Source organism: Streptomyces ochraceiscleroticus (assembly GCF_000720485.1).
GTDB lineage: Bacteria > Actinomycetota > Actinomycetes > Streptomycetales > Streptomycetaceae > Streptomyces > Streptomyces ochraceiscleroticus.
The window spans coordinates 14,758-39,792 of sequence record NZ_JOAX01000029.1; the positions used below are offsets into that span (position 1 = coordinate 14,758).

At 73.6% G+C, this 25,035-nt stretch carries 18 protein-coding genes; 8 read left to right on the plus strand and 10 right to left on the minus strand.

Annotation, left to right across the window (positions count from 1 at the left end):
- Positions 1-94: 94 nt before the first annotated feature.
- The 3 genes from IG84_RS0130325 (at position 95) to glpK (ending at position 4,887) form a co-directional block, all read left to right on the plus strand.
- Positions 95-2,029, plus strand: coding sequence for a GGDEF domain-containing protein (locus tag IG84_RS0130325; RefSeq protein ID WP_078649576.1), 1,935 nt, complete (start codon positions 95-97; stop codon positions 2,027-2,029).
- A 374-nt stretch (positions 2,030-2,403) separates the two neighbouring features.
- Positions 2,404-3,171, plus strand: a complete 768-nt coding sequence (locus IG84_RS0130330) for an MIP/aquaporin family protein (protein ID WP_031064038.1) — start codon at positions 2,404-2,406, stop codon at positions 3,169-3,171.
- A gap of 186 nt (positions 3,172-3,357) precedes the next feature.
- The gene (glpK, locus tag IG84_RS0130335; protein ID WP_031064041.1) at positions 3,358-4,887 is read left to right on the plus strand and encodes a glycerol kinase GlpK; all 1,530 of its coding nucleotides are present in this window, start codon (positions 3,358-3,360) and stop codon (positions 4,885-4,887) included.
- Positions 4,888-5,036: 149 nt separating this feature from the next.
- Here the strand turns inward: glpK and IG84_RS0130340 are convergent, their stop codons facing one another.
- Positions 5,037-5,645, minus strand: coding sequence for a GTP-binding protein (locus tag IG84_RS0130340; protein ID WP_031064043.1), 609 nt, complete (start codon positions 5,643-5,645; stop codon positions 5,037-5,039).
- 348 nt (positions 5,646-5,993) lie between these two features.
- Here IG84_RS0130340 and IG84_RS0130345 point away from each other — a divergent pair, with 348 nt between their 5' ends.
- Entirely contained in the window at positions 5,994-6,785 is a 792-nt protein-coding gene (locus IG84_RS0130345; RefSeq protein WP_051862645.1) for a GntR family transcriptional regulator, read from the plus strand.
- Entirely contained in the window at positions 6,785-7,558 is a 774-nt protein-coding gene (locus IG84_RS0130350; RefSeq protein ID WP_031064050.1) for a sulfite exporter TauE/SafE family protein, read from the plus strand. Before IG84_RS0130345 ends, IG84_RS0130350 begins: the two co-directional genes overlap by 1 nt.
- A gap of 116 nt (positions 7,559-7,674) precedes the next feature.
- Here the strand turns inward: IG84_RS0130350 and IG84_RS0130355 are convergent, their stop codons facing one another.
- The 3 genes from IG84_RS0130355 to IG84_RS0130365 are packed head-to-tail and all read right to left on the minus strand — an operon-like array spanning position 7,675 to position 11,208.
- Complete coding sequence (locus IG84_RS0130355) at positions 7,675-8,085, minus strand: DUF742 domain-containing protein (protein WP_031064053.1); 411 nt, start codon at positions 8,083-8,085, stop codon at positions 7,675-7,677.
- Positions 8,086-8,104: 19 nt separating this feature from the next.
- Positions 8,105-8,539 carry a roadblock/LC7 domain-containing protein gene (locus IG84_RS0130360; RefSeq protein WP_030250594.1) on the minus strand — a complete coding sequence of 145 codons (435 nt, stop codon included), beginning with the start codon at positions 8,537-8,539 and terminating at the stop codon, positions 8,105-8,107.
- Positions 8,536-11,208, minus strand: a complete 2,673-nt coding sequence (locus IG84_RS0130365) for a sensor histidine kinase (RefSeq protein WP_031064056.1) — start codon at positions 11,206-11,208, stop codon at positions 8,536-8,538. The genes IG84_RS0130360 and IG84_RS0130365 overlap by 4 nt, the downstream gene beginning before the upstream one ends.
- A 312-nt stretch (positions 11,209-11,520) precedes the next feature.
- On the opposite strand from IG84_RS0130365, the gene IG84_RS0130370 reads away from it, so the two are divergent.
- The 3 genes from IG84_RS0130370 (at position 11,521) to IG84_RS0130380 (ending at position 14,268) form a co-directional block, all read left to right on the plus strand.
- Positions 11,521-11,937: a hypothetical protein gene (locus IG84_RS0130370; protein WP_245659662.1), complete on the plus strand. Its 417-nt coding sequence runs from the start codon at positions 11,521-11,523 to the stop codon at positions 11,935-11,937.
- A 229-nt stretch (positions 11,938-12,166) separates the two neighbouring features.
- Complete coding sequence (locus IG84_RS0130375; protein ID WP_031064064.1) at positions 12,167-12,985, plus strand: IclR family transcriptional regulator; 819 nt, start codon at positions 12,167-12,169, stop codon at positions 12,983-12,985.
- A 197-nt stretch (positions 12,986-13,182) separates the two neighbouring features.
- Positions 13,183-14,268, plus strand: a complete 1,086-nt coding sequence (locus tag IG84_RS0130380) for an S-(hydroxymethyl)mycothiol dehydrogenase (protein WP_031064066.1) — start codon at positions 13,183-13,185, stop codon at positions 14,266-14,268.
- A 309-nt stretch (positions 14,269-14,577) separates the two neighbouring features.
- On the opposite strand, the gene IG84_RS0130385 is transcribed toward IG84_RS0130380, so the two are convergent.
- The 6 genes from IG84_RS0130385 to IG84_RS0130410 form a co-directional block, all read right to left on the minus strand.
- A complete protein-coding gene (locus IG84_RS0130385; protein WP_245659656.1) occupies positions 14,578-19,914 on the minus strand; it encodes a hypothetical protein in 5,337 nt (1,778 codons plus the stop codon).
- A gap of 83 nt (positions 19,915-19,997) precedes the next feature.
- The gene (locus tag IG84_RS0130390; RefSeq protein ID WP_031064071.1) at positions 19,998-20,933 is read right to left on the minus strand and encodes a hypothetical protein; all 936 of its coding nucleotides are present in this window, start codon (positions 20,931-20,933) and stop codon (positions 19,998-20,000) included.
- A gap of 103 nt (positions 20,934-21,036) precedes the next feature.
- Positions 21,037-22,560 (minus strand): hypothetical protein, encoded by a 1,524-nt coding sequence (locus tag IG84_RS0130395; protein ID WP_031064074.1) that lies wholly within the window; start codon positions 22,558-22,560, stop codon positions 21,037-21,039.
- 56 nt (positions 22,561-22,616) lie between these two features.
- The gene (gene pcp / locus IG84_RS0130400; protein ID WP_031064076.1) at positions 22,617-23,261 is read right to left on the minus strand and encodes a pyroglutamyl-peptidase I; all 645 of its coding nucleotides are present in this window, start codon (positions 23,259-23,261) and stop codon (positions 22,617-22,619) included.
- A gap of 52 nt (positions 23,262-23,313) precedes the next feature.
- Positions 23,314-24,282 carry a DUF979 domain-containing protein gene (locus tag IG84_RS0130405; RefSeq protein WP_031064079.1) on the minus strand — a complete coding sequence of 323 codons (969 nt, stop codon included), beginning with the start codon at positions 24,280-24,282 and terminating at the stop codon, positions 23,314-23,316.
- Positions 24,279-24,986 carry a DUF969 domain-containing protein gene (locus tag IG84_RS0130410; protein ID WP_031064082.1) on the minus strand — a complete coding sequence of 236 codons (708 nt, stop codon included), beginning with the start codon at positions 24,984-24,986 and terminating at the stop codon, positions 24,279-24,281. Before IG84_RS0130410 ends, IG84_RS0130405 begins: the two co-directional genes overlap by 4 nt.
- Between the last annotated feature and the right edge of the window lie 49 nt (positions 24,987-25,035).

The following is a 25,035-nucleotide window of genomic DNA, read 5'->3' on the forward strand; positions in this document are numbered from 1 at the left end:
GCCGGGCGGCGCATTCTCCCGATGCCGTCGAAGGGTGCGTGAACACCGCGTGAACCCTGCTGCGCAAGGGGCTGGAGGGGGGCATGCTGTCCGCGTGCCTGCCTGGACGGACCAGCTCCGATTCGCCTACCAGCCCGTCGTGAACCTCACGACCGGTTCCGTCGCCGCCCTGGAGATACTCGCCCGCCCCGAGCACGGGGACGTGCTCACCCAGGCCCGCCGCTCCCCCGGCATCGACGTCGAGCTGGCCGCGCTCGCGGTGCGGCACGCCACGCAGCGCGAGACGCTGCTGCCGCTGCAGGTGAACCTCTTCGCGACCACCGCGGCGGAGGTGCCGGAGCTGACCGCACTGCGCGCCGCGGTGCGTGCGGTGGGGCGGCGGCCGTGCGAGATCACCCTGGATCTGACCGGGCCGTACACGCATGTACCGGCCCGCGCGCTGCTGGAGGCGGTGGCGGGCCTGCGCGCCGACGGCTTCCGGATCTGCGTGGACGGGGTGGGCGACGGGGACATCCCCCTGCGGCTGTTGGGTGACCTGGCGCCGGACGTGATCAAGCTGGATGCCTCGCTCTGCACGGACCTGGACGCCCGGCCGGGGCGCGCGGCGGTGGTGCGGACGGTGCGGCAGCTCTGCGACGAGCTGGGCGGGCTGCTGGCGGTGGAGGGGGTGGAGACCGAGCGGAGTTACGCGGCGGTGCTGCGGGCCGGCGCGCAGCTCGCCCAGGGGCACCTCTTCGCGCCGCCCGCGCGCCGGCCGACGGCCGAGGTCTTCGTGCCGGCGCAGGTGCGGTCGGCGAGCCCGGTCCAGGGCCCGCCCCCGTCCGCGCCCGGGCCGAGCCCAGCCCAGAACCAGGCCCCGCCCCCCTCCTCCGCCATGCCCACCGGAGCCCAGGACGGTCCGCCCGTCCGGCAGTTTCTGCAGCCGGCCGCGTTGTTGCCGGTGACCGCTTCGGCGGAGGAGGTGCGGCGGCGGCTCACGGGGCTGCCGGACGTCTCCGGGGTGCTGTTGGTGGACGCGAACGGCGTTCCCGTACGGGCGGTGGACCGGGACCGGTTCCTGCTGTCGCTGTCCGGGCGGTACGGGCACGCGCTGTACGCGGACCGGCCGGCGCTGCGGCTGGGCGACCGGCCGCGTACGGTCGGCGCGGGCGCGGGCGCGTGGGAGGTGCTGGACGTCATCGCGGACGGCGATCGGGACCGTACGGGTGACGACGTGGCGGTGGTGGACGATCGGGGGCGGTGCATCGGGGTGGTGCATCTGGCGGACATCCTGCGGGCGCTGGCGGAGAGCCGGGTGGAGGAGGCCGCGCGGCTCAACCCACTGACCCGGCTGCCGGGTTCCGACGCCGTCAACAGCGAGGTGGACCGGCGGCTCGGGCAGGGCCGCGCCGTGGCCCTGAGCTGGCTGGACGTGGACGGGTTCAAGCAGGTCAACGACGGTGCCGGGTTCGCGGCGGGGGACGAGCTGATCCGTGCGGTGGGCGCGGCGCTGGCCCGGGCGGCGCGCGGCGACGCGGCCTGCCGGGTGGGGCACATCGGGGGCGACGACTTCCTGGTGCTGACCGATCCGGAGGGGCTGGAGGCGATCGCCGCGGCCGTACTGGACGTGCCGTGGTCGGCGGGCGGGCGTCCCGTAACGCTGTCGCTGGCGACGGTGGTGTGCCCGGCCGGCGCGGTCGCCGGGCACGCCGAAGCGGCCGCCTCGCTCGCCCCGCTCAAGAAGGCGGCGAAGGGGCTGGCCGGCGCGAGCTGGGTGCTGCGCCGGTACGGTACGCATCACCACGAGGTGCGCCGAGGCCGGATGCCCAACCCGATACCCGACCCGGCGCCCAGCCGGATGCCCAACCCGATTCCCGACCCGGCGCCCAGCCGGACACCCAGCCCGTCACCCGGCTCAGCGTCCGGCCCAACATCCAGCCCGGCGCCCGGCCCGGTGCCCAGGGCGTATGCCGGCGGCCTCGACGCCCAGGCCGTCGAGCCTCAGGCGTCCGGAGGCTCTCGCCATCGAGCCCCAGGGATCCGCCGGTGACCTCACCGGCGAGCAAAGGGGCAGGAGGGACGCGTGGTGGGTGTAGTGCGCTGAGTGGTGTCAGTCGTTGCCGTCCATGTCCTTGACGCTCCATCACGGCCGGTGAACACTTCCGGGTGTCAGTCGGCGTGCCGTACGCAGGCTTCCCCCGACCGCGTGGTGACGCCGCGCGTTCCTGTGCCCCACCGGCGCCCTGCCGTACTGACACGCTCGTCGCGGAGGCCGGGCGGGATGCGGGACAACACGGCCGTCCGCTCCGCCCTGTACGACTGCCGTGGCGCGTCCGGAAATCTGTGGCCGGGCCGTGGGAGAAGTACGCACCCTGCACGGAGGACCGGGGTCCGTTCCCCGGGCAAGGGCCCAAGGAGCCGCAGATGTATTCCAATGGGGACATATTCGTCGGTGAAGTCATCGGCACCGCGATCCTGATTCTCTTCGGCGCGGGCGTCTGCGCCGCCGTCACGCTGCACTACTCCAAAGCGAAGGCGGCCGGCTGGGTGGCCATCGCGTTCGGCTGGGGCCTCGGCGTGCTCGCCGGGGCCTACACCTCGGCGCCGCTGTCCGGCGGCCACCTCAACCCGGCCGTCACCCTCGGCTCCGCCGTCGCGGGCGGCACGCCGTGGTCGAAGGTGCCGCTGTACATCGCGGCGCAGCTCATCGGGGCGCTCATCGGCGCGGCGCTGACATGGGGCGTGTACTACGCGCAGTTCGCGGCCAACGCGCAGGAGGACAAGGCCCAGCCGACGCTGGGGATCTTCTCCACCGGGCCGGAGATCCGCAAGCCGGTGGCGAACCTCGTCACCGAGATCATCGCGACCGTCGGCCTGGTGCTGCCCATCCTGTTCTTCGGTGAGAACAAGGGCATCGGCATCGGCCCGGTCCCCGGCACCGACGGCGGGGTCTACGGTTCGGGCATCAACGTCCTGCTCGTCGCGCTGCTGGTGGTCGGCATCGGTCTCTCCCTCGGTGGCCCCACCGGGTACGCGATCAACCCGGCCCGTGACCTCGGCCCGCGGATCGCACACGCGCTGCTGCCCATCCCGAACAAGGGCACGTCCGACTGGAGTTACGCATGGGTGCCGGTCGTGGGCCCGCTGATCGGCGCGGTGCTCGCCGCCCTGGTGTACAACGCGGCCTTCTGACCCCTCACGCGGTGGTTCATGAACCCCCTCGCGCGCGTGGTTCACGACTCCCCTCGATGACTCCCCTCGCGCCCATCGTTCATGACTGCCCTTGTGCGCGGGCTTCCGACCGCGCCGTTCCGCCCGCAGCCTTGCGCTGCGGGCACCACCGCTCGCCGACTGCGGTCATCCGACTGAGGAGACGTCATGACGGACAGCACGGACAGCACGCAGAAGTACGTCGCCGCGATCGACCAGGGCACCACCTCCAGCCGCTGCATCGTCTTCGACCAGGACGGCGCGATCGTCGCCGTTGACCAGCGTGAGCACCGGCAGATCTTCCCCAAGCCCGGCTGGGTGGAGCACGACGCGACCGAGATCTGGTCCAAGGTGCAGGCCGTCGTGGCGGGCGCGCTCGCGGGCGCCGGGCTGCGCGCCGACCAGCTCAGCGCGCTCGGCATCACCAACCAGCGGGAGACCACGGTCCTGTGGGACCGCAGGACGGGCAAGCCCGTGCACAACGCGATCGTCTGGCAGGACACCAGGACGGCGGCGCTCTGCAACGAACTGGGCGGCGCGGACGGCCAGGACCGGTTCCGTGAGGCCACGGGCCTGCCGCTGGCCAGCTACTTCTCCGGGCCGAAGGCGGCCTGGCTGCTGGACAACGTGCCCGGGCTGCGGTCGCGCGCGGAGGCCGGCGAGATCGCGTTCGGCACCATCGACTCCTGGCTGATCTGGAACCTCACCGGTGGCACGGACGGCGGGGTGCACGTCACGGACGTGACCAACGCGGGCCGGACGATGCTGATGAACCTGAACACCCTCCAGTGGGACCCCGCGATCCTCTCGGCGATGGGTGTCCCCGAGGCGGTACTGCCGGAGATCAGGTCCTCGGCCGAGGTGTACGGCACGGCCGTGGGCCAGTTGGCGGGCGTGCCGGTGGCGTCGGCGCTGGGCGACCAGCAGGCAGCGGTGTTCGGCCAGACCTGCTACGGCGTCGGCGAGGCCAAGAACACCTACGGCACCGGATCGTTCCTGCTGCTCAACACCGGGAACCGGCCCGTGCCCTCCAAGAGCGGGCTGCTGACCACGATGGGGTACCAGCTCGGCGGCGAGGCGCCGGTGTACTGCCTGGAGGGCTCCATCGCGATCACCGGCGCGCTGGTGCAGTGGTTCCGCGACCAGTTGGGCATCATCAGCTCCGCCGACGAGATCGAAACGCTGGCGGCGAGCGTGGACGACAACGGCGGCGCGTACATCGTGCCGGCGTTCTCCGGACTGTACGCGCCGTACTGGCGCTCCGACGCGCGCGGTGTGGTCACCGGCCTGACCCGCTACGTCACCAAGGCGCACCTGGCGCGTGCCGTGCTGGAGGCGACGAGCTGGCAGACGCGCGAGGTCGTGGACGCGATGTACCAGGACTCCGGCGTGCAGATCACGACGCTGAAGGTGGACGGCGGGATGACCGCCAACAACCTGCTGATGCAGCACCAGGCGGACGTGCTGGGCGTGCCGGTGATCCGGCCGGTGGTCGCGGAGACCACCTGCCTGGGCGCGGCGTACGCGGCGGGCCTGGCCACCGGCGTGTGGCAGGACCTGGACGAGCTGAAGGCGCACTGGAAGCGGGACGCGGAGTGGTCGCCGCGGATGCCGGGCGAGGTCCGGGAGCGGGAGTACGCGCAGTGGCGGAAGGCGGTGGAGCGCAGCTTCGGCTGGCTGGACGAGAACGGCGAGTAGGCCAGCGAGCGGGAAGGCGCGCAGGATGTCCTGCGGGGGCCATGAACACGCGGTACAGGCCCGTGCGCAGGGTCGTCGCGGCCCGTACTCCGGACGGCGGGGTACGGGCCGCGGCGTGTCCGGAAAGCCGGCACGGCGCGCCGGGCGGGTCAGGACAGCGCCGGCTCGCGCTGCTCCTCGCTCATGCGCAGCGCGTGCTGCACGACCTCGACGAGGACGTCGCGCGCCGAGCCCTTCTCGCGGGCGTCGCAGTACACGACGCTGACGTCCGGGTCCAGGTCCAGCGCGTCGCGGACGGTCTCGGCGGGGTAGCGCTCGGCGCCCTCGAAGCAGTTGACCGCGACGGTGAAGGGGATGCCGCGGCGCTCGAAGTAGTCGATCGCGGCGAAGGAGTCCTCCAGGCGGCGGGTGTCGGCGAGTACCACCGCGCCCAGCGCGCCGGTGGACAGCTCGTCCCACAGGAACCAGAAGCGGTCCTGGCCCGGCGTGCCGAAGAGGTAGAGCACCAGGTCCTCGCGGAGGGTGATCCGCCCGAAGTCCATGGCGACGGTGGTGGTGTGCTTGCCCTCGACGCCCGCGGTGTCGTCGACGGGCCGGCCCGCCTCGCTCAACTGCTCTTCCGTGCGCAGCGGCTTGATCTCGCTCACCGCGCCGACCAGCGTCGTCTTGCCGACGCCGAAGCCGCCCGCGACCAGGATCTTGAGCGTGACCGGCTCGACGGCTTTCTTGCGGCGTCGCTCAGCGCGCCCGAAGACCATTGACCGCTTCCTCCGTTTTCGGTGCTGCCGCGTCAGCGACGGACCGGCGCACCGTGGCTGATGACGAGTGGGGGGAGTACGACAACTCCCGGGTAGGAGTGGATCGTTCCGCACCGACTGTACCGACGGCAAGACCCGGGTCCGGCACCGCCCCTGTCTGATGTGCTCATGATCACTGAACGTACGGGGCGCCGCGTACGGACGCGTCTGCCCGGCGGAATGGCCCGGCATTCCCCTCAAACCTGCTGGTCAGTCGTTTACGCAGGTCAGCGTGGGTGGCGTAACTCTGGCGTAACGGCCGACGAGTACCGTCGACGGCGCACGGGGCGGCGCGGAAGGGAGTCAGTCATGCGGGAGACGGGACCACCGGGGGCGGAGGGCGGGGACGACGGGCCCTGGGTGTCCTCCCGGCCCCGCGCCGAGCGCGCCCGGCAGCTTGCCGACGTGCTCCGGCAGCGGATCACCAGCGGCGCGTACGAGGACGGCGTGCTGCCCGGCGAACGCGAGTTGGGCGCGCACCTCGGGGCGTCGCGCAACGCCGTACGCGAGGCGCTGGCGCTGCTGCGCAACGAGGGGCTGATCTCCCGTAAGCAAGGCGTGGGCACGACGGTCGTGATGCCCAAGTACGGCCACGGGCTGGACCGGCTGGCGGGCCTGGCGGAGACGCTGACCGGGCACGGCGCGGTCACCAACGAGGTACGGGCCGCTCGCCCCGTCCCGGCTCCCCCGGCGGCCATCGCGGAACGGCTGGGCCTGGCTCCCGGCGAGGGCGCGGTGTACGTCGAGCGGCTGCGCCGGCTGGGCGGCCTCCCGCTGTCCCTGGACACCACCTACCTCACCGCCGACATCGGGACGCCGCTGCTCCGCTGCGACCTCGCGCACCGCGACCTGTTCGCGCTCATCGAGGAGACCTCCGGGCAACGCCTGGGCCGGGCCGAGGTGTCGGTGCACGCGGTCAACGCGGGGCCGGACACCGCCGCGCTGCTGGGCGTGGAGGCGGGCGCCGCGGTCTTCGCCATCGAACGGCTCACGCATCTCGCCGACGGCCGCCCCGTGGACGCCGAGTCACTGCACATCAGGGCCGACCGGCTGGCCCTGTATGCCACGCTGCACCGCGGCCCGGCCCCGAAGGAGGCGTGATGACCGGCCTGGGCCTCGACACCACGACGCCGGCCCTGCTGGCGCTGTTCGGGCTGGCGGCCGGGGTCGGCATCACGGCCGTGGGCCCGGGAGGAGTACTGGCGACCGTCGGCCTGTTCGTCCTCACGGACCTCTCCCCCGCCCAGGTCGCGGGCACCGCCATCGTCACGCACGTCGCCACGGGCCTGCTGGGCACGGCCGCGTACGTGCGCTCCGGTGAGCTGCGGGAGCCGCGCACGCGGCGCACGGCATGGGTACTGGCGGGTGCCGCGGTGCTCGGCACCCCGCTCGGCGTACTGGCCAACACCCTGTTCTCCGGGCGCGCCTTCGGGCTGCTGCTGGGCGCCTTCGTGGCGCTCGTCGGGGCACTGGTGTGGTACCGCGCGCGGCGCGCCGCGCCTACGGACGCGGTGTACCCCTCGGCCTGGGTGACGGCGCTGCTCGGGTTCGGTGTCGCGGTGGCGAGCGGGGTGTTCGGGGTCGGCGGGCCGATGCTGACCGTGCCGCTGCTGGTCGCGCTGCGGATGCCGGTACTGGCCGCGCTGGCCGTCGCGCAGGTCCAGTCGGTGGTGATCGCCACCGCGGGGACGCTCGGCTATGTGGCGCACGGCGCGGTGGACTGGCCGCTGGCGGCGCTCGTCGGCGTACCGGAGCTTGCGGGCGTGCTGATCGGCTGGCGCATCGCCCGCGCGCTCCCCTCACGCACCCTCAAGACCGGCCTCGTACTGGCCCTGTTCGCGCTGGCGCCGTACTTGGCGCTGTACGGGGGCTGAGACCGCGGGCCCTGTAGGCGCCGCGTGCCTCTACGGGGGCTGAGGGCGCGGGCTCTGTAGGAGCGGCGCCCCTTTACGGGAGCTGCGAACACTGCTCCCGTATGGCGGCGCAGGCTCTACAGAGCGCGCAGGCCGTTGATGACCTCGCGCAGGATGTCCTCGTCCGGGAGTTCGGCGGGCGGCACCGGACGGGTGACCCGGACCAGCTCCGCGTCGAGCAGGTCGCCGATGAACACCCGGACCACGCCCACCGGCAGGTCCAGTTCGGCGGCCAGTTCGGCCACGGAGAGCGGGGCCTCCCGGGTGAGGTCGACGATGTCGAGGTGTTCGGGCGACAGGGACTGATCGGTGACCGGTTCGTCGGCGCGGCTCTCCGCGATCACCTGCGCGATCAGGTCGAGCCTGGCGACGGCGGCGCTGGCGGTGCGGCCGCGGGTCATGGCGTACGGACGGACGACCGGGCCCGCCTCGTCGTCGAACCACCGGGCCGGGCCCGCTGCGGACCCGGCCTGATCTTTTCGGTTCATGCGGTCACCGTCGTCATCCTCAACTGGGCCCACCGGTCCTGGGCGCCGTACCCAGGTGCGTACCCACACGCTTGACCAGCAGCGTCATCTCGTACGCGATCAGGCCGACATCGGAGTCGGCGTCGGCGAGCACGGCCAGGCAGCTGCCGTCGCCGGCGGCGCTCACGAAGAGGAACGCCTCGTCCAGCTCGACCATGGTCTGCCGCACCTGGCCCGCGTCGAAGTGCCGGCCGACGCCCTTGGCCAGGCTGTGGAACCCGGAGGCGACCGCGGCCAGGTGCTCGGCGTCCTCCCGGGGCAGGTCGGCGGAGGCGCCGGTGGCCAGGCCGTCGCTGGAGAGGATGAGCGCCTCGCGGATGGAGCCCACCCGGCCGACCAGCTCGTCGAGCAGCCAGCCCAGTTCGCCCGAGCCCTTTCCTGCGGTCCCGGCTGCTGTTGCCTTCGGTGCGGTCATCGACCGTCCCCTCCCATGTTCTTTCTCGGTGCAGTGGCGCTGCCGTCTTCGCCGGATTCACGCCGGCCGCGCTGCCAGCCGCGCTGGAGCGATGCCATGCGGGACCGTACGTCCTCGGCGTCGCGGTCGGCCGCGGGGCCCGCGGCCTCGGTCGCCGCGCCGGACGGCCGGCCGGACGACGTCTTGAGCTGGGGGGCGAGGCTGGCCTGCCGCACCCGCCGGGGCAGACCGGGCGCGGTGCGCGCGGGCTGCGCCTCCTGGGCGGACGGGGCCTCCGCAGCGGGCGGCGCCTTCGCGGCGTGCGCCCCCTTCTCGGCGGACCGGGCCTCTTCGGAGGACGGGGCCGCTTCTCCGGGTTCCGCGCGCTCTGCGGGCCGCACGTCGCCACGTGCCGCCGGCCGTTCGGCGCCCTCCACCGGGCGGCCGTGGTCCCTGACCAGGACCGGCGACCGGCGGCGGCGCGGCAGCGGCGCGGGGCCGCCGCCCGGCGGCGGCTCGCCGGCCGGCTGGTGCTCCACGCGCTCGGCGGGCACCGGACCGGTCGGCAGCGCGGGGCGGCCTTCCTCGGTACGGCGCTGCCTACGGGGCCCGCGGAAGACGCTCTCGTCCTCCTCGTCGGCCCGCTCCGACGCGGCGTCCGGTGCGCCGCGCTCCGGCAGCGCCACCGGCACTTGGGCGAGCGCGGCCAGCGCCCCGCCGCGTGCCGACTCGGCCGCCGCGCGACGCAGCATCGAGCCGGTGTCCTCGCCGCGGCCGCCCTCCGGTCGCCCGTCGGCGCTCTCGGTCAGCAGCGTGCCGGGGATGAAGACGACCGCGGTGGTCCCGCCGAACGGAGAGGGCTGCAGCGAGACGCGTACGCCCTGCCGCTGGGCCAGCCGGCTGACCACGAACAGGCCGAGCCGGTCGGTGTCGGACAGCTCGAACTCGGGGGTCTCGGCGAGCCGGAGGTTGGCGTCCAGGAGCGCGTCGGCCGCCATACCCAGGCCGCGGTCGTGGATCTCCAGGGTGAAGCCGTTGGCGACCCGCTCGCCGACCACCTGCACGGCGGTGTGCGGCGGCGAGAAGACGGTGGCGTTCTCCAGGAGTTCGGCGATGAGGTGGGTGAGGTCGGAGACGGCCGGGCCCTCCACCGCGAGCCGCGGCAGCCGGCGCACCTCGATGCGCTCGTAGTCCTCGACCTCGGAGACGGCGGCCCGGACGACGTCCATGAGCTGGATGGGCTTGCGCCACTGCCGGGACGGCGCGGCACCGGAGAGGATGACCAGGCCCTCGGCGTGCCGCCGCATGCGGGTGGTGAGGTGGTCCAGGCGGAAGAGGTCGGCCAGCTCGTCGGTGTCCTCCGTACGGCGCTCCATGGCGTCCAGCAGGGTGAGCTGACGGTGCAGCAGAACCTGGCTGCGGCGGGCGAGGTTCACAAAGACCTCGGAGACGCCGCGGCGCATGTCGGCCTGCTTGACGGCGGCCTCGACCGCGGCCCGCTGGAGGGTGTGGAGGGCCTGGGCGACCTGGCCCATCTCGTCCTGGGTGAACTCCAGCCGCGGCGCCTCGGTCTCCACGTCGACCGGTTCGCCCGCGGCGAGGCGGCGCATGACGCTGGGCAGCCGGACGCCGGACACCTCGTGCGCGTCCTTGCGGAGCCGGCCGAGGTCCTTCACGTGCCGGCGGCCGAGCCGGAACGAGACGATGATCGAGGCGAGCAGAGCGACGAAGCCGAGGACGCCGGCGAACGCGGCCTTGGCGAGTACGGTCATCGCGGCGGGCTGGACCCGGTCCTGGAAGCGGTCGCCCGCGGCCTTGCCGATCCTGTCCAGATCGCCGAGGACCTGTCGCGCGGTGGCGTGCCAGCGTTCGGCGTTGATGGCCTCGGTGGCGCCGGACGGTCCCGCGGCGATCACCGCGTCCTCGAAGGATTCCAGTTCGCGCGGCTTAGCGTCGTTCCAGTAGTCCTCGAACACGGCACGTTCGGCGGCGGGCAGCGCGCTGAGGCTGGTCTCGTAGAGAACCTTGCGCTCGGCCACCCGGTCGGAGAAGTCCCGCAGTTCGCGCGCGGACATCGAGCCGGACACCAGCGCGGCGCTGAGCACCGCGTCCTCGCGCGAGAGCGCCTCGCGCCCGCGGGTGAGCGCCACCAGTGCGCCGCCCTGCTTGGAGATGTCCGGGTCGGGCAGGAAGTGCATGCTGCCCAGGAAGTCGTAGCAGGGGTCGACCAGGGCGTTGTACCGCTCGAACGCCTCGCGGCGGGTGAGGGTGTTGTTCTCCACCTGGTCGCGCACCTCGTCCAGGTGCGCGAACGCCTTGACGGCGGTCTGCAGTCGCAAGCCCGCGCCCCCGAGGAGGTCCTCGCGCACGTCGGAGCCCTTGGCGTTGGCGCGCAGCCGGGCCACGGCCCGGTCGGTGGCGAGGGTCTGCCGGCGCAGGTCGGTCAGCGAGCCGGCGATCCGCGGGTCGGCGAGGTAGACCAGGGTGGCGCGACGTTCCTTCTGCAGGGCCTGTACCGCGTCCTCTGCCGGGTAACCGACCTTGTCGACGACGACCGCGACCTTCAGCAACTGGCGGGCCTCGGTGCCGGTGACGTACGTGGCGAAGGCCCACATGGCGGTCAGGGACACCAGAGGTACGAGCAGCAACGCCACGATCTTCCGGCGGATGGACTTCCCGCGAAAGCGCATGGCCTCCCCTACGTCAACCCCGGCTCGCGGGGGTGGTGTTCCGTCAACAAACGGCGCGAGCCTACTACTGTCGGGGGGTCAACTCGAAGAGCTGTCCGACGGACCGGTCCGCAGGTCAGGACCGGATGGCCGCCCTTGTCCGGCGATTCCCGGACAACCCGCCCGCCCGTGTGGTCTCCACCACCTCACTCGCACCCTCTTCCGGGCCACGACTGTTGGCCGGAAAGAACCGGCCCCCGCCGTCCGCACGGCATCGGCGGTGAGCGACCATGACTCCCGGGTGACGGCGCACGGCGGCATGTACCGGAGGAAATCCGGGCAGTCACCGAACAGCCGGGCAGGCGGGGAAAGTACGGGGAGAGTGACGGCTTCATGGACCTCGGCAGAGGCGGCACGCTGTGGCAGGACGAGCCGTTGACCCGGCCCCGGATGCCCGATCCGGTGCGTACCGCCGCGGTGCGGGCCGTCATCATCGTGGCGGTGACGCTCGTCCAGGCCATGGTGGCCTTCCTCAGTACGCTCGCCGGGTCCTGGCTCGCCTTTCCCGCGGTGCTCAGCACGGTCGCCTCCACCGTGGTCGCGACCTGGGGCGTACTGGATGTCTGGGTGACCCGGCAGGTGTGGATCCAGCGGCACGGCGTGGAGTCGCGTCCGAGCAGCACGGCCAGGGCGCTGCGCCGGGAGCGGCGGCGCGCGCGCCGGCAGGAACGGCGCTCGGCCGCCGCCTGACCCGGTTCCCCGAGGTCGCGCCGATGCCTCTTCCGGAGGCCCTGACTCCGAAAAGTTGTGGCCGGCATCTGGTTCCTGTCACACCGATCGGTATGATGGCGTTGCCTATCACGCATCGCACCGCGCGATGCGCAACAACAGGACGCGCAACAGACCGAGATCCGGGAGCGGATCACGACGGGCTCCCGACGACTGGCCCCAGGGCCAACGGGCGGTGACGCACAGACCCATGCCGAAGACGACCGATACGAGCGCCAACGAGACCATCGAGGACACCGGCGACAGCACACGCGGCGGTGCCGGCTCCGTCCAGTCCGTGGACCGGGCGGTGAGCGTGCTGGAGATCCTGGCCCGGCTGGGCGAGGCCAAGGTGACCGAGCTGGCCGAGGAGCTGGGCGTCCACAAGTCCACCGCCTTCCGCATCCTCGGCGTCCTGGAGAACCGCGGACTGGTGGAACAGGAGGGCGAGCGCGGCAAGTACTTCCTGGGTGCCGGCGTACTCCGGCTGGCGGGCGCCGCCGCGATCCGGCTGGACATCTCCCAGGAGGGCGCCCCCGTATGCCGCGCGCTGGCCGAGGACACCGGCGAGACCGCCAACATCGCGGTACTGGACGGCGACGCGGCGGTCAACATCATGCAGGCGCGCGGCGGGGCCGCGGTCACCGCGTACAACTGGCTGGGCCGGCGCACCCCGCTGCACGCCACCGCGAGCGGCAAGGTGCTGCTCGCGCACCTGCCGCGGGAGCGCCGTGACGGCCTGCTGACCCGCTCGCTGCCCCGCTTCACCGAACACACCCTCACTGCCGCGCCCCTGCGCGCACAGCTCACCGAGGCACTGGAGCTCGGTTACGCCTGCACGGCCGAGGAGTTGGAGATCGGACTGAACGCCGTGGCCGCGCCGGTGCGGGCGCACGACGGGGCGGTGATCGGCGCGATCGGCGTGTCCGGCCCGGCGTACCGCATGGAGCGCGAGCTGCTGCCGGAGCTCGCCGAGCGGGCAGCGAAGGCGGCGGCCGACCTCTCCCGCGCCATGGGCTTCGCAGCCTGAGAAACGTGCCGGGAAACGGGCTGAGCAGCGGACGGAGAAACGAACGGAAAATCGGGCTGCACGCGGGCGTCGAACCCTCTTGACGGATCGCGGTCCAAATCCCAGCATGTCTCCTATGGTGCAACAGGCCGCACGATAGGCAACAAGGTCCGGCACCTGCCCTCCGCCGCCCGCAGGCGCTGTCGAGGAGTGACGACATGCCGCACGAAGCCCGCGCCGTCATCGCCGTGAAGAAGGGGGCGCCGGTCGAGGTCCTGCCGGTCCTGGTGCCCGACCCGGGCCCGGGGGAAGTGCTCGTACAGATCCAGGCGTGCGGCGTGTGCCCCACCGACCTGCGCCACCGGGACGGCGCCGCCGGGGAGGACTTCCCCTATCTGCTCGGCCACGAGGCCGCCGGCATCGTCGAGGCGACCGGCCCCGGCTGCGGCGAACTCGCCCCCGGCGACTACGTGGTGCTCGCCTGGCGGGCCCCCTGCGGCACATGCCGCTCCTGCCGCCGCGGCCGCCCCTGGTACTGCTTCGACTCCCGCACCGCGCAGGGCACGCCGACCCTGCTCGACGGCACCCCGCTCACCCCCGCCCTCGGCATCGGCGCCTTCGCCGAAAAGGCACTGGTCCACGCGCGCCAGGCGGTGAAGGTCGACCCGTCGGCCCGCCCCGAGGCCGCCGGGCTGATCGGCTGCGGAGTGATGGCCGGATACGGTGCGGCGGTGTACACCGGCCGGGTGGGCAACGGCGACACCGTGGCCGTCATCGGCTGCGGCGGGGTGGGCAACGCCGCGATCGCCGGCGCCGCGCTGGCCGGCGCCCGCCGGGTGATCGCGGTGGACGTGGACTCCCGCAAGCTGGACGCCGCCGAACGCTTCGGCGCCACCGACACCGTCAACTCCCGCTGGACCGACGCCGTCGCGGCGGTCCGCACGCTGACCGGCGGCCACGGCACGGACGTCACGATCGACGCGGTCGGCACCCCGGAGACCTTCCGCCAGGCCCTCGACATGCGCGACCTGGCCGGCGTCCTGGTCCAGGCCGGCATCCCCGACCGCGACCAGCACGTCGACCTCCCACTGCACGACCTCTTCTCCCGCGGCGGCGCCCTCAAGACCTCCTGGTACGGCGACTGCCTCCCCACCCGCGACTTCCCCGTCCTGATCGACCTCCACCTCCGCGGCAAACTCGACCTGGAAGCCTTCGTCTCGGAGACGATCCTCCTGGACGACGTGGAAGACGCCTTCGGGCGGCTGCAACGGGGGGATGTGCTGCGGTCGGTGGCGGTGTTGTGAGTCCCCGCTCCGGAGCGAGGGTCCGGTGTCAACCCTGACGATCGTCGTACTCAGCGCCGCGACCAGTACCGTCACCACGGGGCGCGTCCTGCCGGGCCGGCTCCCCGTCAGAAACGCACAGGCCGCGGCCGGCAGGGCCCACCAGAGGCTCGCGACGCCCAGGCCGGCCGCTGCCGCCGCACCCGCGAGCAGCAGATGCGCCGGCTCGGGGTCCACCGGCCACCCGCGCTCCCTGTCACTTCCGTCGTCACGGCCCCACCCCAGTGATCGCTCGGCTCGGAGCACCACCATACGAAGGGCCGCGGCGCGCTACTCCTCCGTCTCGCCCGCGTCCAGCGCCGCGGGTTCCTTCTTCGGGGCCCGGTCTGCCTGCGGCACGCGTGGGGTTTCCTGTTCCTCCGGCCGCTTGAACATCCGGGTCGCCGTGATCTCGCCGTGGATCGTCTCCGAGTCCGGGCGCTGCTGCGGGAGGCCGGGGCGCAGGTGTTCCTCGACGCTGATGTACTTCAGGCCCGCGCGCAGGTCCGCGTCGTTGCGCAGGCGGATGACCAGCGGGAACTCGGCGAGGGCCGTGGTGTCGAACAGGCCGGTGGTGTAGAGGAGCTGGACGCCGAGCGCGTCGGCGACGGCCCGCTGGAGCTCCAGCAGGTACGTGGCGTTGGCGCGGCCGATGGGGTTGTCCAGGAACAGCGTGCCGGCGTGCCGCTGCTTGTCGCGGCCGCGGTCGTTGCTGCGCAGCGCCGCCATCGTGCAGTACAGCGCGATGGCGGCCGTGAGGAGCTGGCCGCCGGAGAAGACGTCGCCCATCTGCCCGACGGGGACGCGCTCGGCGCGCAGTACCGCGTCCGGCTTGAGGATCTCCACGGCGACGCCGCGCGGCTGGAGCCCCGCCGCGACGCCGCGCAGCAGCAGGGACATGCCGTCCCGGCGCAGGTCGCTGTTGCGCTTGACGGCCGCGCGGGTCGCCTCGTCGATGACCTCGCCGAGCCGCTCGGTGAGCGTGGCCTGGTCCGGGTCGTCGAAGCGGATGCGCAGGAACTCCTGGCCCGACCACTCCCCCAGCCCCTCGGGCAGCCGGGAGAGCCGCTGTGCCGAACGCAGCGTGGCCAGCGAGGACTCGACCAGGCCGCGCAGCCGGTCGACGATGCTGTCGCGGTTGCGCTCGAGCTGCGTCAGCTCGTCGGTGAGCACCCGCAGCCGGGGGGCGAAGGCTTCCGCCCACTTCGCGGCGTGGTCGGGCAGCGCGGACGCGGGCAGCTCGCGGATCTGCTGCCGCGCCGGGGTCTTCACCGCTTCGTACTTGGTGGAGTTGGCGTGCCGTACGAGGATGTCGCTCGCCTCGCGGACGGCCGAATCGGCCGCCGACAGATCGCTCGCGCAGCCGCGCAGTGAGCGGCGGGCCTCGGCGGCGGCCTGCCGGGCCTCCTCCAGGCGGCCGCGGTACGGCTCGGGCGCCTCCTGGTCCTCCTCCGGGCCGTTGTCACGGAGGATGTCGCGCAGCATCGCGGCGGTCTCGTCGAAGCCGCCGGCCGCGTCCTCGGCGGCGCGGTGGCCGCGCAGCAGCTCGGCGTGGGTGGCGCGGGCGGTCTCCAGCGCGTCGGTGGCGGTGGCCAGTTCGGTGTTGGCGCTGCGGAGCAGCTCCTTGGCGCGCTCGGCGTCGGCCGGGACCAGCTCCTCGGGGAGCTCGGTGTGGGCCTCGACGCCTTCGGGCGGCGCCAGCCGCTCCGTCTCACCGCGCAGCCGGCCCAACTGCTCACTGGCCGCGGAGGCGCGCGACTCCAGCATCGCGACCAGTTCTTCGGCACGTGCCGCCGCGGCCTGCCGGGACGGGCCGTCGGCCGCGTCCGGGCTCTGCAGCAACTGCTCGGCACGGGAGCGCACCTTGTTGGTCAGCCGGTCCAGCTCGGCGCGGGCCGCGGACTCGTCGCCCTCGGCGCGCGCCTGCTCGGCCCGCAGGTCGGCGCCGACGCCGACCTTCTCGTAGAGCTGGGAGGCCGCACGGTACGCCTCGCGCAGGGTGGGCAGCGAGGACTCCGGCGGGGCCTCCTCCTCGCCCAGGTCGTCCGGTACGCCGGCGATCTCGGCGCGCTCGGCGCGCAGCGCGCGGGCCGTGCGGCGGGCGTCGTCGGCGGCACGCTGAGCGGCGCGACGGTCCTCGTCGGCGGCGCGGGCCCGGTCGACGCACTCCTCGGCGCGCGCCTCGTACTCCGCGCCCTCATCGGCCAGTTCACGCAGCTTGCTCTGCCAGGCGGCGCGCTCGCGGAGCCGGTAGGCGAGTCCGGCCAGCGCGTCGGCGACCCGGCGGGCGCGCTGCGCGGCCTCGCTCCGCTCCTCCCGGACGCGCGCGGCCTCGGCCGCCGCCTCGTCCGCCTCGGCCCGTACCGTACGGGACTCCGCCAGCTCCTCGGCGGCGGCGTCGGCCGTCGTCCGCGTCTCCTCGGCCGCGGCCGCCAGCTCGGCGAGCCGACCGGCCGGGCAGCCGGTACGCCAGGAGGACAGCCGGGCGGCGAGCGCGCGATCGGCGGAGACCCGGGCCGCGAGCTGCCGGATCTCCTCGTCGCGGGCCGCGGCACGGGCTCGCAGCGCCTGCCGCTCCTCGTCGGCGGCCGATTCGTCGTGCATCGCCGGGTTCGGCGGGACGAGGAAGACGCCGGTGTCCTGGGCGTCCGGCGAGGGGGTGGGCGCGAGCAGGGCCGCTGCCGTGCCGACGGCGACGGCGGAGCGCGGCAGCAGGGCTGCCTGTGCCAGCACGTCGCGGGCGCGCGCGTGGGTGTCGGGATCGGTGATGATCACGCCGTCGACCAGCTCGGGCCGGGCGGCGAGCACACGGGCGTGGTCGACGGGGTCGACGGCCTGGGCGAGGTAGCGCCAGCCGGGCAGGGCCGGGACGCCGTGCTCACCCAAGTACTCGACGGCCGCCAGGACATCGGGGCCGGGCGGCAGCAGGCCGCCGTCACCGAGCGCGCCGAGGATGCGCGAGTCGTCGGCGGCGGCGGTCCGCATCTCGAAGAGCTGCCGCTCGGAGGAGCTGACGCTGTCGTCGAGCAGTTCCTGCAGCGCGTCGGCGTTCCGGTCCACCTCTTCGGCGGAGAGGGGTCCGGAGCCCGTGGAGCGTGGGGGAAGGGCGGGTCCGCCGCGTGTGTCGGCCGGGGCGTCGGCTTCGTCTTCGTCTTCTGCTTCGTCTTCGGGGCAGGCTTCGTCTTCGGGGGCGGCGGCGTCTTCGGAGGCGGCCTCGGGGGCGGCGTCGGCTTCGGGGGCCGGCGCGGCGGCATCCGGGGTGCCGGCATCCGGCGTCCCGTCGGCCGCCTCGGCCCGCTCGCCCTCGGAGGCGTCCGCCGCGGCGTCACCGTCCGCAGCGTCGGAGTCGATCCGCGCCGAGACCTCGTCCCGGGAGCCGGAGTCCGCGGCGTAGGTGCCGCGTCCGCCCGCGGGGGCAGACCGTACGTCGGTCGCGAGGGACTCCTCCCCCGGGAACTCCTCGTCGGCCGAGTCATTGGCCAAGTCGTCGGCCGACGTCCCGAGCCCCACGACTCCCGATGCCCAGGAGCCGCCCCGTACGGCCATCGCGTCCCCCGTGCCGGCGGTGGCCTCTTCAGGGGCAGCGGGACGCGCCTCTACGGGCGCGCCGGCGCCCATGACGGGACCCGCGAAGTACCCGTCGTCCGGCTCGGCGTCGTCCGCGAGCGCCGCCTCTTCGTCGTCCAGCCGGACCGTCACCCGCAGCGGCGGCCGGGCCTCAGCGGCGAGCGGGCGGCCACCGCCGCGCTGCCCCGGCAGGCCCGCAACGGCCGCGCTCGGCGCGGACTCCATGCCCAGCAGCTCCGCGAGCCGCGGTTCCGCGCCGATGGACTCGGCGGCGCGGCGCTCCGCGTCGTACGCCCGCTCGGCGGCGAGGGCGGCGTCCTCCGCGCGCGCCGCGGCCAGTTCGGCACGGGACTGGCGGGCCGCGGCCTCCTTGGCGCGGTCGGCGGTCTGCCGGGCCGCCTCGCGGGCGGTGTCCCAGGACTCGACCGCGGCCTTCTCGGCGTCCGTAGCGGCGAGCGCGGCCCGCGCCGGGTCGGCGTCCGGCTCCGAGTCGTCCAGCCAGCCCGCCCGTACCGCCTCCGCCGTCTCCTGCTCGACCTCGGCCAGCCGCTGCTTGAGGTGCTCGGTCTCGCTGCGGGCGCGCTGGGCGGCGGTCGCGGCGGCGGTGGCGTCGCGGTGCGCCGACTCGCCCGTCTCCTGAAGCGCTGCGGACCGCTCCTCCTCCTGGTTGGCCCAGGTCTCGGCCTCCGTAGCGGCGGCGTGCAGCGCCCGTACGAGGTCGGCGGCGGCCTTGCTGCGGGCGGCGAGCGCGGGCGCGGCGTCCCGCTCGGCCTCCTGGATCGCGGCGGCGACGCGCGCCGAGCGGTCGGCGGCCGCGCGGTGCCTCAGTACGGTCTCGGCGGCCTGCCAGGCGGAGTGCAGCGTACGGGCGTCGTTCAGCTCGCGGCGCTGGGCCGCGGCGCCCTTCTCGGCGGCGGCCAGCGCGAGGGAGGCGTGCCGGTAGGCGATCTCGGCGGAGATGAGCGAACGTCGCTCGCGGGCGGACTCGGCCTCGGTGACGGCGTGGGAGGCGGCGGCGACCTGCTCGGCCAACTCGGCGGCGCGGCCGCGCTCCTCAGTGGCGCGGGCGTGCAGCCGCTCCGCGAGGTGGCGCGTGCGGCGCTCGGCACCGGCGTGCACCTCCCGTGCGCGCTCTCGGAGTTCGGCGTTCTCGGCGATCTTCGAGAGGAGGTCGAGGGAGCCGGCGGTGAAGTCGCGCTCGGCGGTCAGCTCGGCGCGGCGGCCGAGCTTGTGCGCGAAGCCGTGCACGAGGTCGGCGAGGCCGTCGGTGTCGCGGGTGTCCGTGACCGCGCGCAGCAGCAGGTCGGTGAAGTCGGAGTCGTTCTTGACCGCGAAGAGGCCGGCCGCCTCGCCCTCGTCGGCGTTCATCTCGCGCTGGTACCGGAAGAGTTCGGGGTCCAGGCCCAGCTCGCCCAGGTGTTCGTTCCAGCGCTCGTGGATCTCGACCCAGGCCACGTCGAGGTTGGGGTAGTTCTTGCCGGCCTCGGTGAGGGCGTCGCGGAAGCCCTTCATCGTGCGGCGACGGCCCTGCGCACCGGACGCGCCCTCGACGATCGGGCGGACGGCGGTGGACTCGGCCACGGGGAGCGAGTCCAGGCTCATCCCGGGACCCGGGCGGAAGCTGTACCACGCCTCGGCGAACTTCCGCGGGTCGTTGGAGACCTGGCGGCCGCGCCACTCGCTGACCTTGCCGACCACGACGGTCTCGCCGGTGAGCGTGTGCTGCCACTCCAGCGCGACATGGCCGCAGTCGTCGGCGAGCAGAAACTTGCGCAGCACACCGGAGCTGGCGCCGCCGAGGGTGTTGCGGTGGCCGGGCAGCATGACCGAGAAGATCAGCTTGAGCAGTACGGACTTACCGCCGCCGTTCTCCAGGAAGAGCACGCCGGCGGGGGCCGGGCGGCGCGGCGGGCCGACCGGCTCCTCCTCGAAGAAGTCCGCCTGCGCCGGGGCCGGCCGGGGCACCGGCTCACCGACTCCGCGCAGGTCCAGGACGGTGTCGGCGTAGCGCGCACCGGCGGGCCCGATGGAGTAGAGGCGAACCCGGGACAGCTCGTACATAGCGGCGGACTCTCGTTGTGGTGACGGTGATCGGTGGTGGCCGGCCGGCGGGCCGGCCGTGGATTCAGGTGTACGGGGGCGGGTCAGCCCGAGTGAAAGGGCAGTCCCGCGTCGGCGACCAGGTCCAGGTCGTCGGTGTCCTCGGCGGGCAGCAGCGAGGCGCTGCCGTCCGCTATCGGGACCACGCCCAGCTCCAGCAGCTCGGCCATGGCGGCCGTACCCGCCATGTCGCGCACCTGGAGCTGATACCGGGCGGTGGTGCGGTACGCGCCTCCGGAGTCGTCCCCCGTGCGCTGCAGGAAGCCGGAGTCGACGAGGAAGGAGACGGCCTTGGCGATGATGCCCGTGGTCGAACCCGCCAGCCGCCGCGCGTCCTTCGTGGCGCCCGTCGAGCTGCGCCGGGCGTAGACCCGCCAGGACGCCTCCAGGCCGGGCGCGCCGCTGGTGGGGTCGGTGTTCTCACCCGCCTCGGCGGCGCGCTCCTCCAGGCGGCGGCACGCCTGGCGGACGAAGGCGTCCACGCCGTTGACGGTGATGCGGCCGATGTAGCCGTCGTCGGCGAGGTCCTCGGGGCGCGGGAAGGCCATCGCGGCGACGGCCAGATGCGCGAGGCCGTGCAGGAAACGGTCGCCCGCGTCCGTGGAGGCGCGGCGGGCGTAGTCGCCCATGCGGACCGCGAAGACGGAGTCCTCGGCTGCGGTGACGGCCATTCCGGCGCGGGTGGAGACCTCCAGGACGACCAGGCCGAGCCCGGAGGCGACGGCGTCGGTGAGCCGCGCGAAGGCGGGCTCGTCCCGGTAGCGCCGCAGCAGCTCGCCGTACTCGACGTCGCGGGCCGGCAGCAGCTTGGGCTGGAGGCCGAAGGAGACCAGGCGGGCGGCGTCCGCCGCGTCGGCGGGGGTGACCGGCGCGGGGCCCTTGGCGGGCGGCTCCGCCTCGGGTGCGGGCACACCCCAGCCGTCGCCCGCGGCGGCCGTCGGGTCCGGCCGCGCGGCGTCGTCGGCGTCGTACTCGGTCACGAATCTGGCTCCTTGCGGCTCACGGTCTCAACTCTGGTGCGCCCCTGCGCGGGCCCCGCTGCTGCGGGCCCTTCGGGGCGGGCGGCGTCCACGGCTCCCGGCATCACGCCACCTCCGACCGCTCGGCCGCCATGCCGGCCGCGTCCAGCAGGGCGGTACCCACGATCAGGTCGGCGCCGCCGAACTCCGGGTCGACCAGCTCCGTACCGTCGTCCACGGCGAACAGCAGGTGCTCCTCGCCCTGGCGGTAGGCCGTGCCGACCGGCGGGCTGGCGGCGTGCACGGCCATCAGCGCGACCAGGTACGGCAGTTCGGGGTCCTGGCGGCGCGCTTCGGCGAGCAGTCCGGAGAGCCGGCGCGGCGCGTCCGCGGGCAGCGTGAGCAGCGCGGTCGCGGCGTCGAGCTGCTCCTCGCTGAACCGGCTGTCGTCGGGCGTGGCGATCAGGTCGGGCTCGGGCATCTCGGCGCCCAGGTGCGCGCGCTCCTGGGGCGGGGTGAGCAGCATCTCGACCAGGTCGCCGACCCGGACGGCGGTGGGCGTGCGCAGGCCGGTGCCCTTGGCGAAGAAGGCGTCGGTGACCCGGGTGGACTGCTCGACGGGGAGCGGCAGTACGGGGGCGACGAGCTGGCCGTACAGGTCGAGTCCGGCGTGCGCGGCGGGCGGCGCGAACGCCTGCCGGTCCTGCTCGGCGCGGAAGAGCGGGCCCGCTTCCAGGAGGCGGGACTGGAGCTGGGTGTGGCGGCGGATGCAGTCCTTGACGATGTCGACGAGCTCGGCGGCGCGGCGCTTGTGCTCGGGTCCCTCGGCCTCGTCGCGGGCACGGCGGATGTTGGTCAGGATGGCGTTCTCGTGGCGGTACCGGTCCGCGACGTGGTCGAGCGCCTCGGTGATCATGTCGGGGACGGCGCGCAGCCAGTCGACCGCGCGGACGTTGCGCCGGGTGGCGTCGAGGGTCTTGCGGAGCGTTTCGGCGTACTGCACCGTGCGGTACCGCGCCTGCTCGGCGGCGAGCTGGGCGTCGGCGAGGCGGCCGCGGCTGATGAGGACCTCGAGCTTGACCTCGGCGGCGATCTGGGCGCTGGTGACGTCCGTGTCCAGCGCGCCCACCAGGACGTTGACCGCTTCGTCGGTGGTACGGAGGTAGACCGTGCCTCCGGGGCCCGGGACCTCCTCGATGAGCTTGAAGTCGTAGTCCCTGCGGATGTAGTCGCCCTCGGCGGAGAACGTGCCGTAGACCGCGCGGAAGCCGCGGTCCACGCTGCCGACGTTGATCAGATTCTCCAGGACCCAGCGGGCGACGCGCTCGTGCTCCGCCGCGGGGCGGCGCGGGGCCTGGGCCGCGATGCGGGGCTGCAGCCTGGCCACTATCTGTTCGTGGTCGGCGCCCGTGTCGAAGTCCATGTGGAGCGTGACGAGATCGATGGCGGCGAGGGCGACCTCGGCCATGGCGTAGACGCCGTACTCCCCCGCGAGGTTGGCCTTGCGCGCGTCGAGGTCGTGCAGCGGGGCCGTGCACGCGAGCGCGCGCAGCCGCCGGGCCAGGCCCTCGTCGGCCGCCGGGCCCGGCGCGGGCCGCGTCACCCCGCTGAACTGGGACGCAGCGCTCTGGGGGGATGGAGAAGTCACGGTGAACAGATTAGGCCGTCGCACTGACAACGGACGAAACGGCACGGCCTCGCAGGTCAGTGTGTGGCGCCGCCCACAGCCTTGATGTCCTCGCTGCGCCCCGCCGCCGTGATCATGATCACGCGCAGCGCCTCGGCGACGGAGGTGACCGGGAGTGACGGCTTGCCCTGGTCGGTGACCTGCCCGGGAGCGTACGGCACGTGCACGAAGCCGCCGCGCACGGCGGGCCGTTCGGTGGCGACGAGGTGCATCAGCCCGTAGAAGACGTGGTTGCAGACGAAGGTGCCGGCGGTCTGCGAGACCGAGGCGGGCAGCCCGGCCTCCCGCACGGCGGCGACGCACGCCTTGACCGGGAGCGTGGCGAAGTACGCGGCGGGGCCGTCCTCGACGATCGGCACGTCAATGGGCTGCGCACCCGAATTGTCGTGAATGCGCGCGTCATCGATGTTGATGGCCACCCGCTCGACGGTGACGTCCGGGCGGCCGCCGGCCTGGCCGACGCAGAGCACGACCTCGGGGTCGGCGTCCGCGACGGCCTTACGGAGCGCGTCGCTCGCCGCACCGAAGACGCAGGGCAGTTCGGCGGTCGCGATCTCGTAGCCGGGCGGCGGGTCGGCCGCGACGGCCTGGACGGCCTGCCAGGAGGGGTTGACGCGCTCCCCGTCGAAGGGGGCGAATCCGGTCAGAAGTACCCGGGTCATGGAGTGTTACTCGGTTTCGGCAGGGTCCGCGTCGGAACGCGAGGACGGACGTTCAGAACGCGAAGGCGGACATGATGACGATGTTGCAGCCCAGCAGCGCGAACGCGGTGGGCAGCTGGGCCTTGATCGGACCGTACTGGTCCTTCAGCTCCAGCAGCGCGGCGGGCACCACGTTGAAGTTGGCGGCCATCGGCGTGACGAGCGTGCCGCAGAAGCCGCAGAGCATGCCGATCGCGAGGATCGCCGGGGCGTTGCCGTGCGCCTGCTCGATGAGGACGGGCCAGCCGACGGCGGCGGTCATGACGGGGAAGGCCGCGAAGCCGTTGCCCATGACCACCGTGAACAGGAACATCCCGACGCAGTAGACGACGACCGCGGTGACCACCGAGCCGTGCGGCAGCACCGCCTTGGTGAGGATGCCCACCTGCTTGCCGACACCGGAGACGGCGAAGATCGTGCCCAGCGTGGCGAGGAGCTGCGGCAGCAGCATCGCCCAGCCCATGGACTCCAGCATCGAGCGGCCCGCGTGCAGGGGCGCCGCGGCCTGCTTCTCGCGCAGCATGACCATGGCGAGGGCGAGCGCCACGATGGCACCGATGCCGAGCCCGAGGATGGTCTCGCTGCCCTCCTGGAGGAGCGGCGTGCCCCCGAAGGAGAGCTCGGGGACGAGGACGGCGCAGACCAGGGCGACGGCGGGGATGGTCAGGGCGGGGATGAACAGCTTGCTGCCGTGCTTACGGGCGCTCGCCCGCCGCTCCTCCGTGGTGGTCGTCCGGGGCTTGCCGCGGCCGGTGAACCCGAAGGCGGCCAGGCAGATCATCACGAGGACCGCGACACCGAGGGGCTCGGCGGGGGCCGATTTGTCGACGACCCAGGAGCTGTAGACGAAGCCGGCGCCGAGCAGGCCCCAGAAGGCTGCCGTACCGAAGCGCTTCGGGTTGCTGCGGTCGGCGGCCATCTGCGCGGCCATCACCAGGAAGAGCCCACCGACCAGCCAGTAGAACCACTCCGCCTTGATCACTTCGTGGCCTCCTGAGTGGCGAGTTCGACGCGGGCGCCGAGCAGTTCGCGCTCCAGCGTGCGGTCCATGCGCAGCAGCCGGCCGCCGTGGATGAGCAGCGCGCACAGGCCGGTCGGGATGGCCCAGAGGGCGAGCTGCAACGGTTCGAGGTGGGTCTGGTACGTCGAGTTGGCGAAGCCGGTGATCAGCAGGATCGAGCCGACGGCGAGGAAGACGTCCTCACCGAAGAAGAGCCCGACGTTGTCCGCGCTGGCGGTGAAGGACCGGATCTTCTCGCGGGTTCTGTCCGGCAGCGCTCCGTAGCGGCGTTCGGCCGCGCCCTCGGCCATCGGGGCGGCGAGCGGGCGCACCGTCTGCGCGGGCCCGAAGAGGTCCTTCAGGCCGAGCGCGGCGAAGCACTGCCGCAGCACCAGGTAGAGCGTGAGGAAGCGTCCGGTGGTCAGCTTCGCGAAGCGTGCGATGAGGTTGCGGGCCTGCTCCTGGAGGCCGTGGCGCTCCAGGAGGCCGATCACCGGCAGCGTGATGACGAAGATCGTCACTGCCCGGCTGGAGGCGAAGCCGTCACCGAAGGCCGCGAGGACCTTCTGCGGCGACAGGCCGCCGAGGAATCCGGTGGCGATGCCCGCCACCCCCACCACCAGCAAGGGATTGCGGCGCGTGGCGAATCCAATGATCACCACGAGAACGCCGAGAAGAACGATCACGGGACCGCCTTTCGCACGCAGAAACCCACGGGTGTCGTGGGGATGTGCC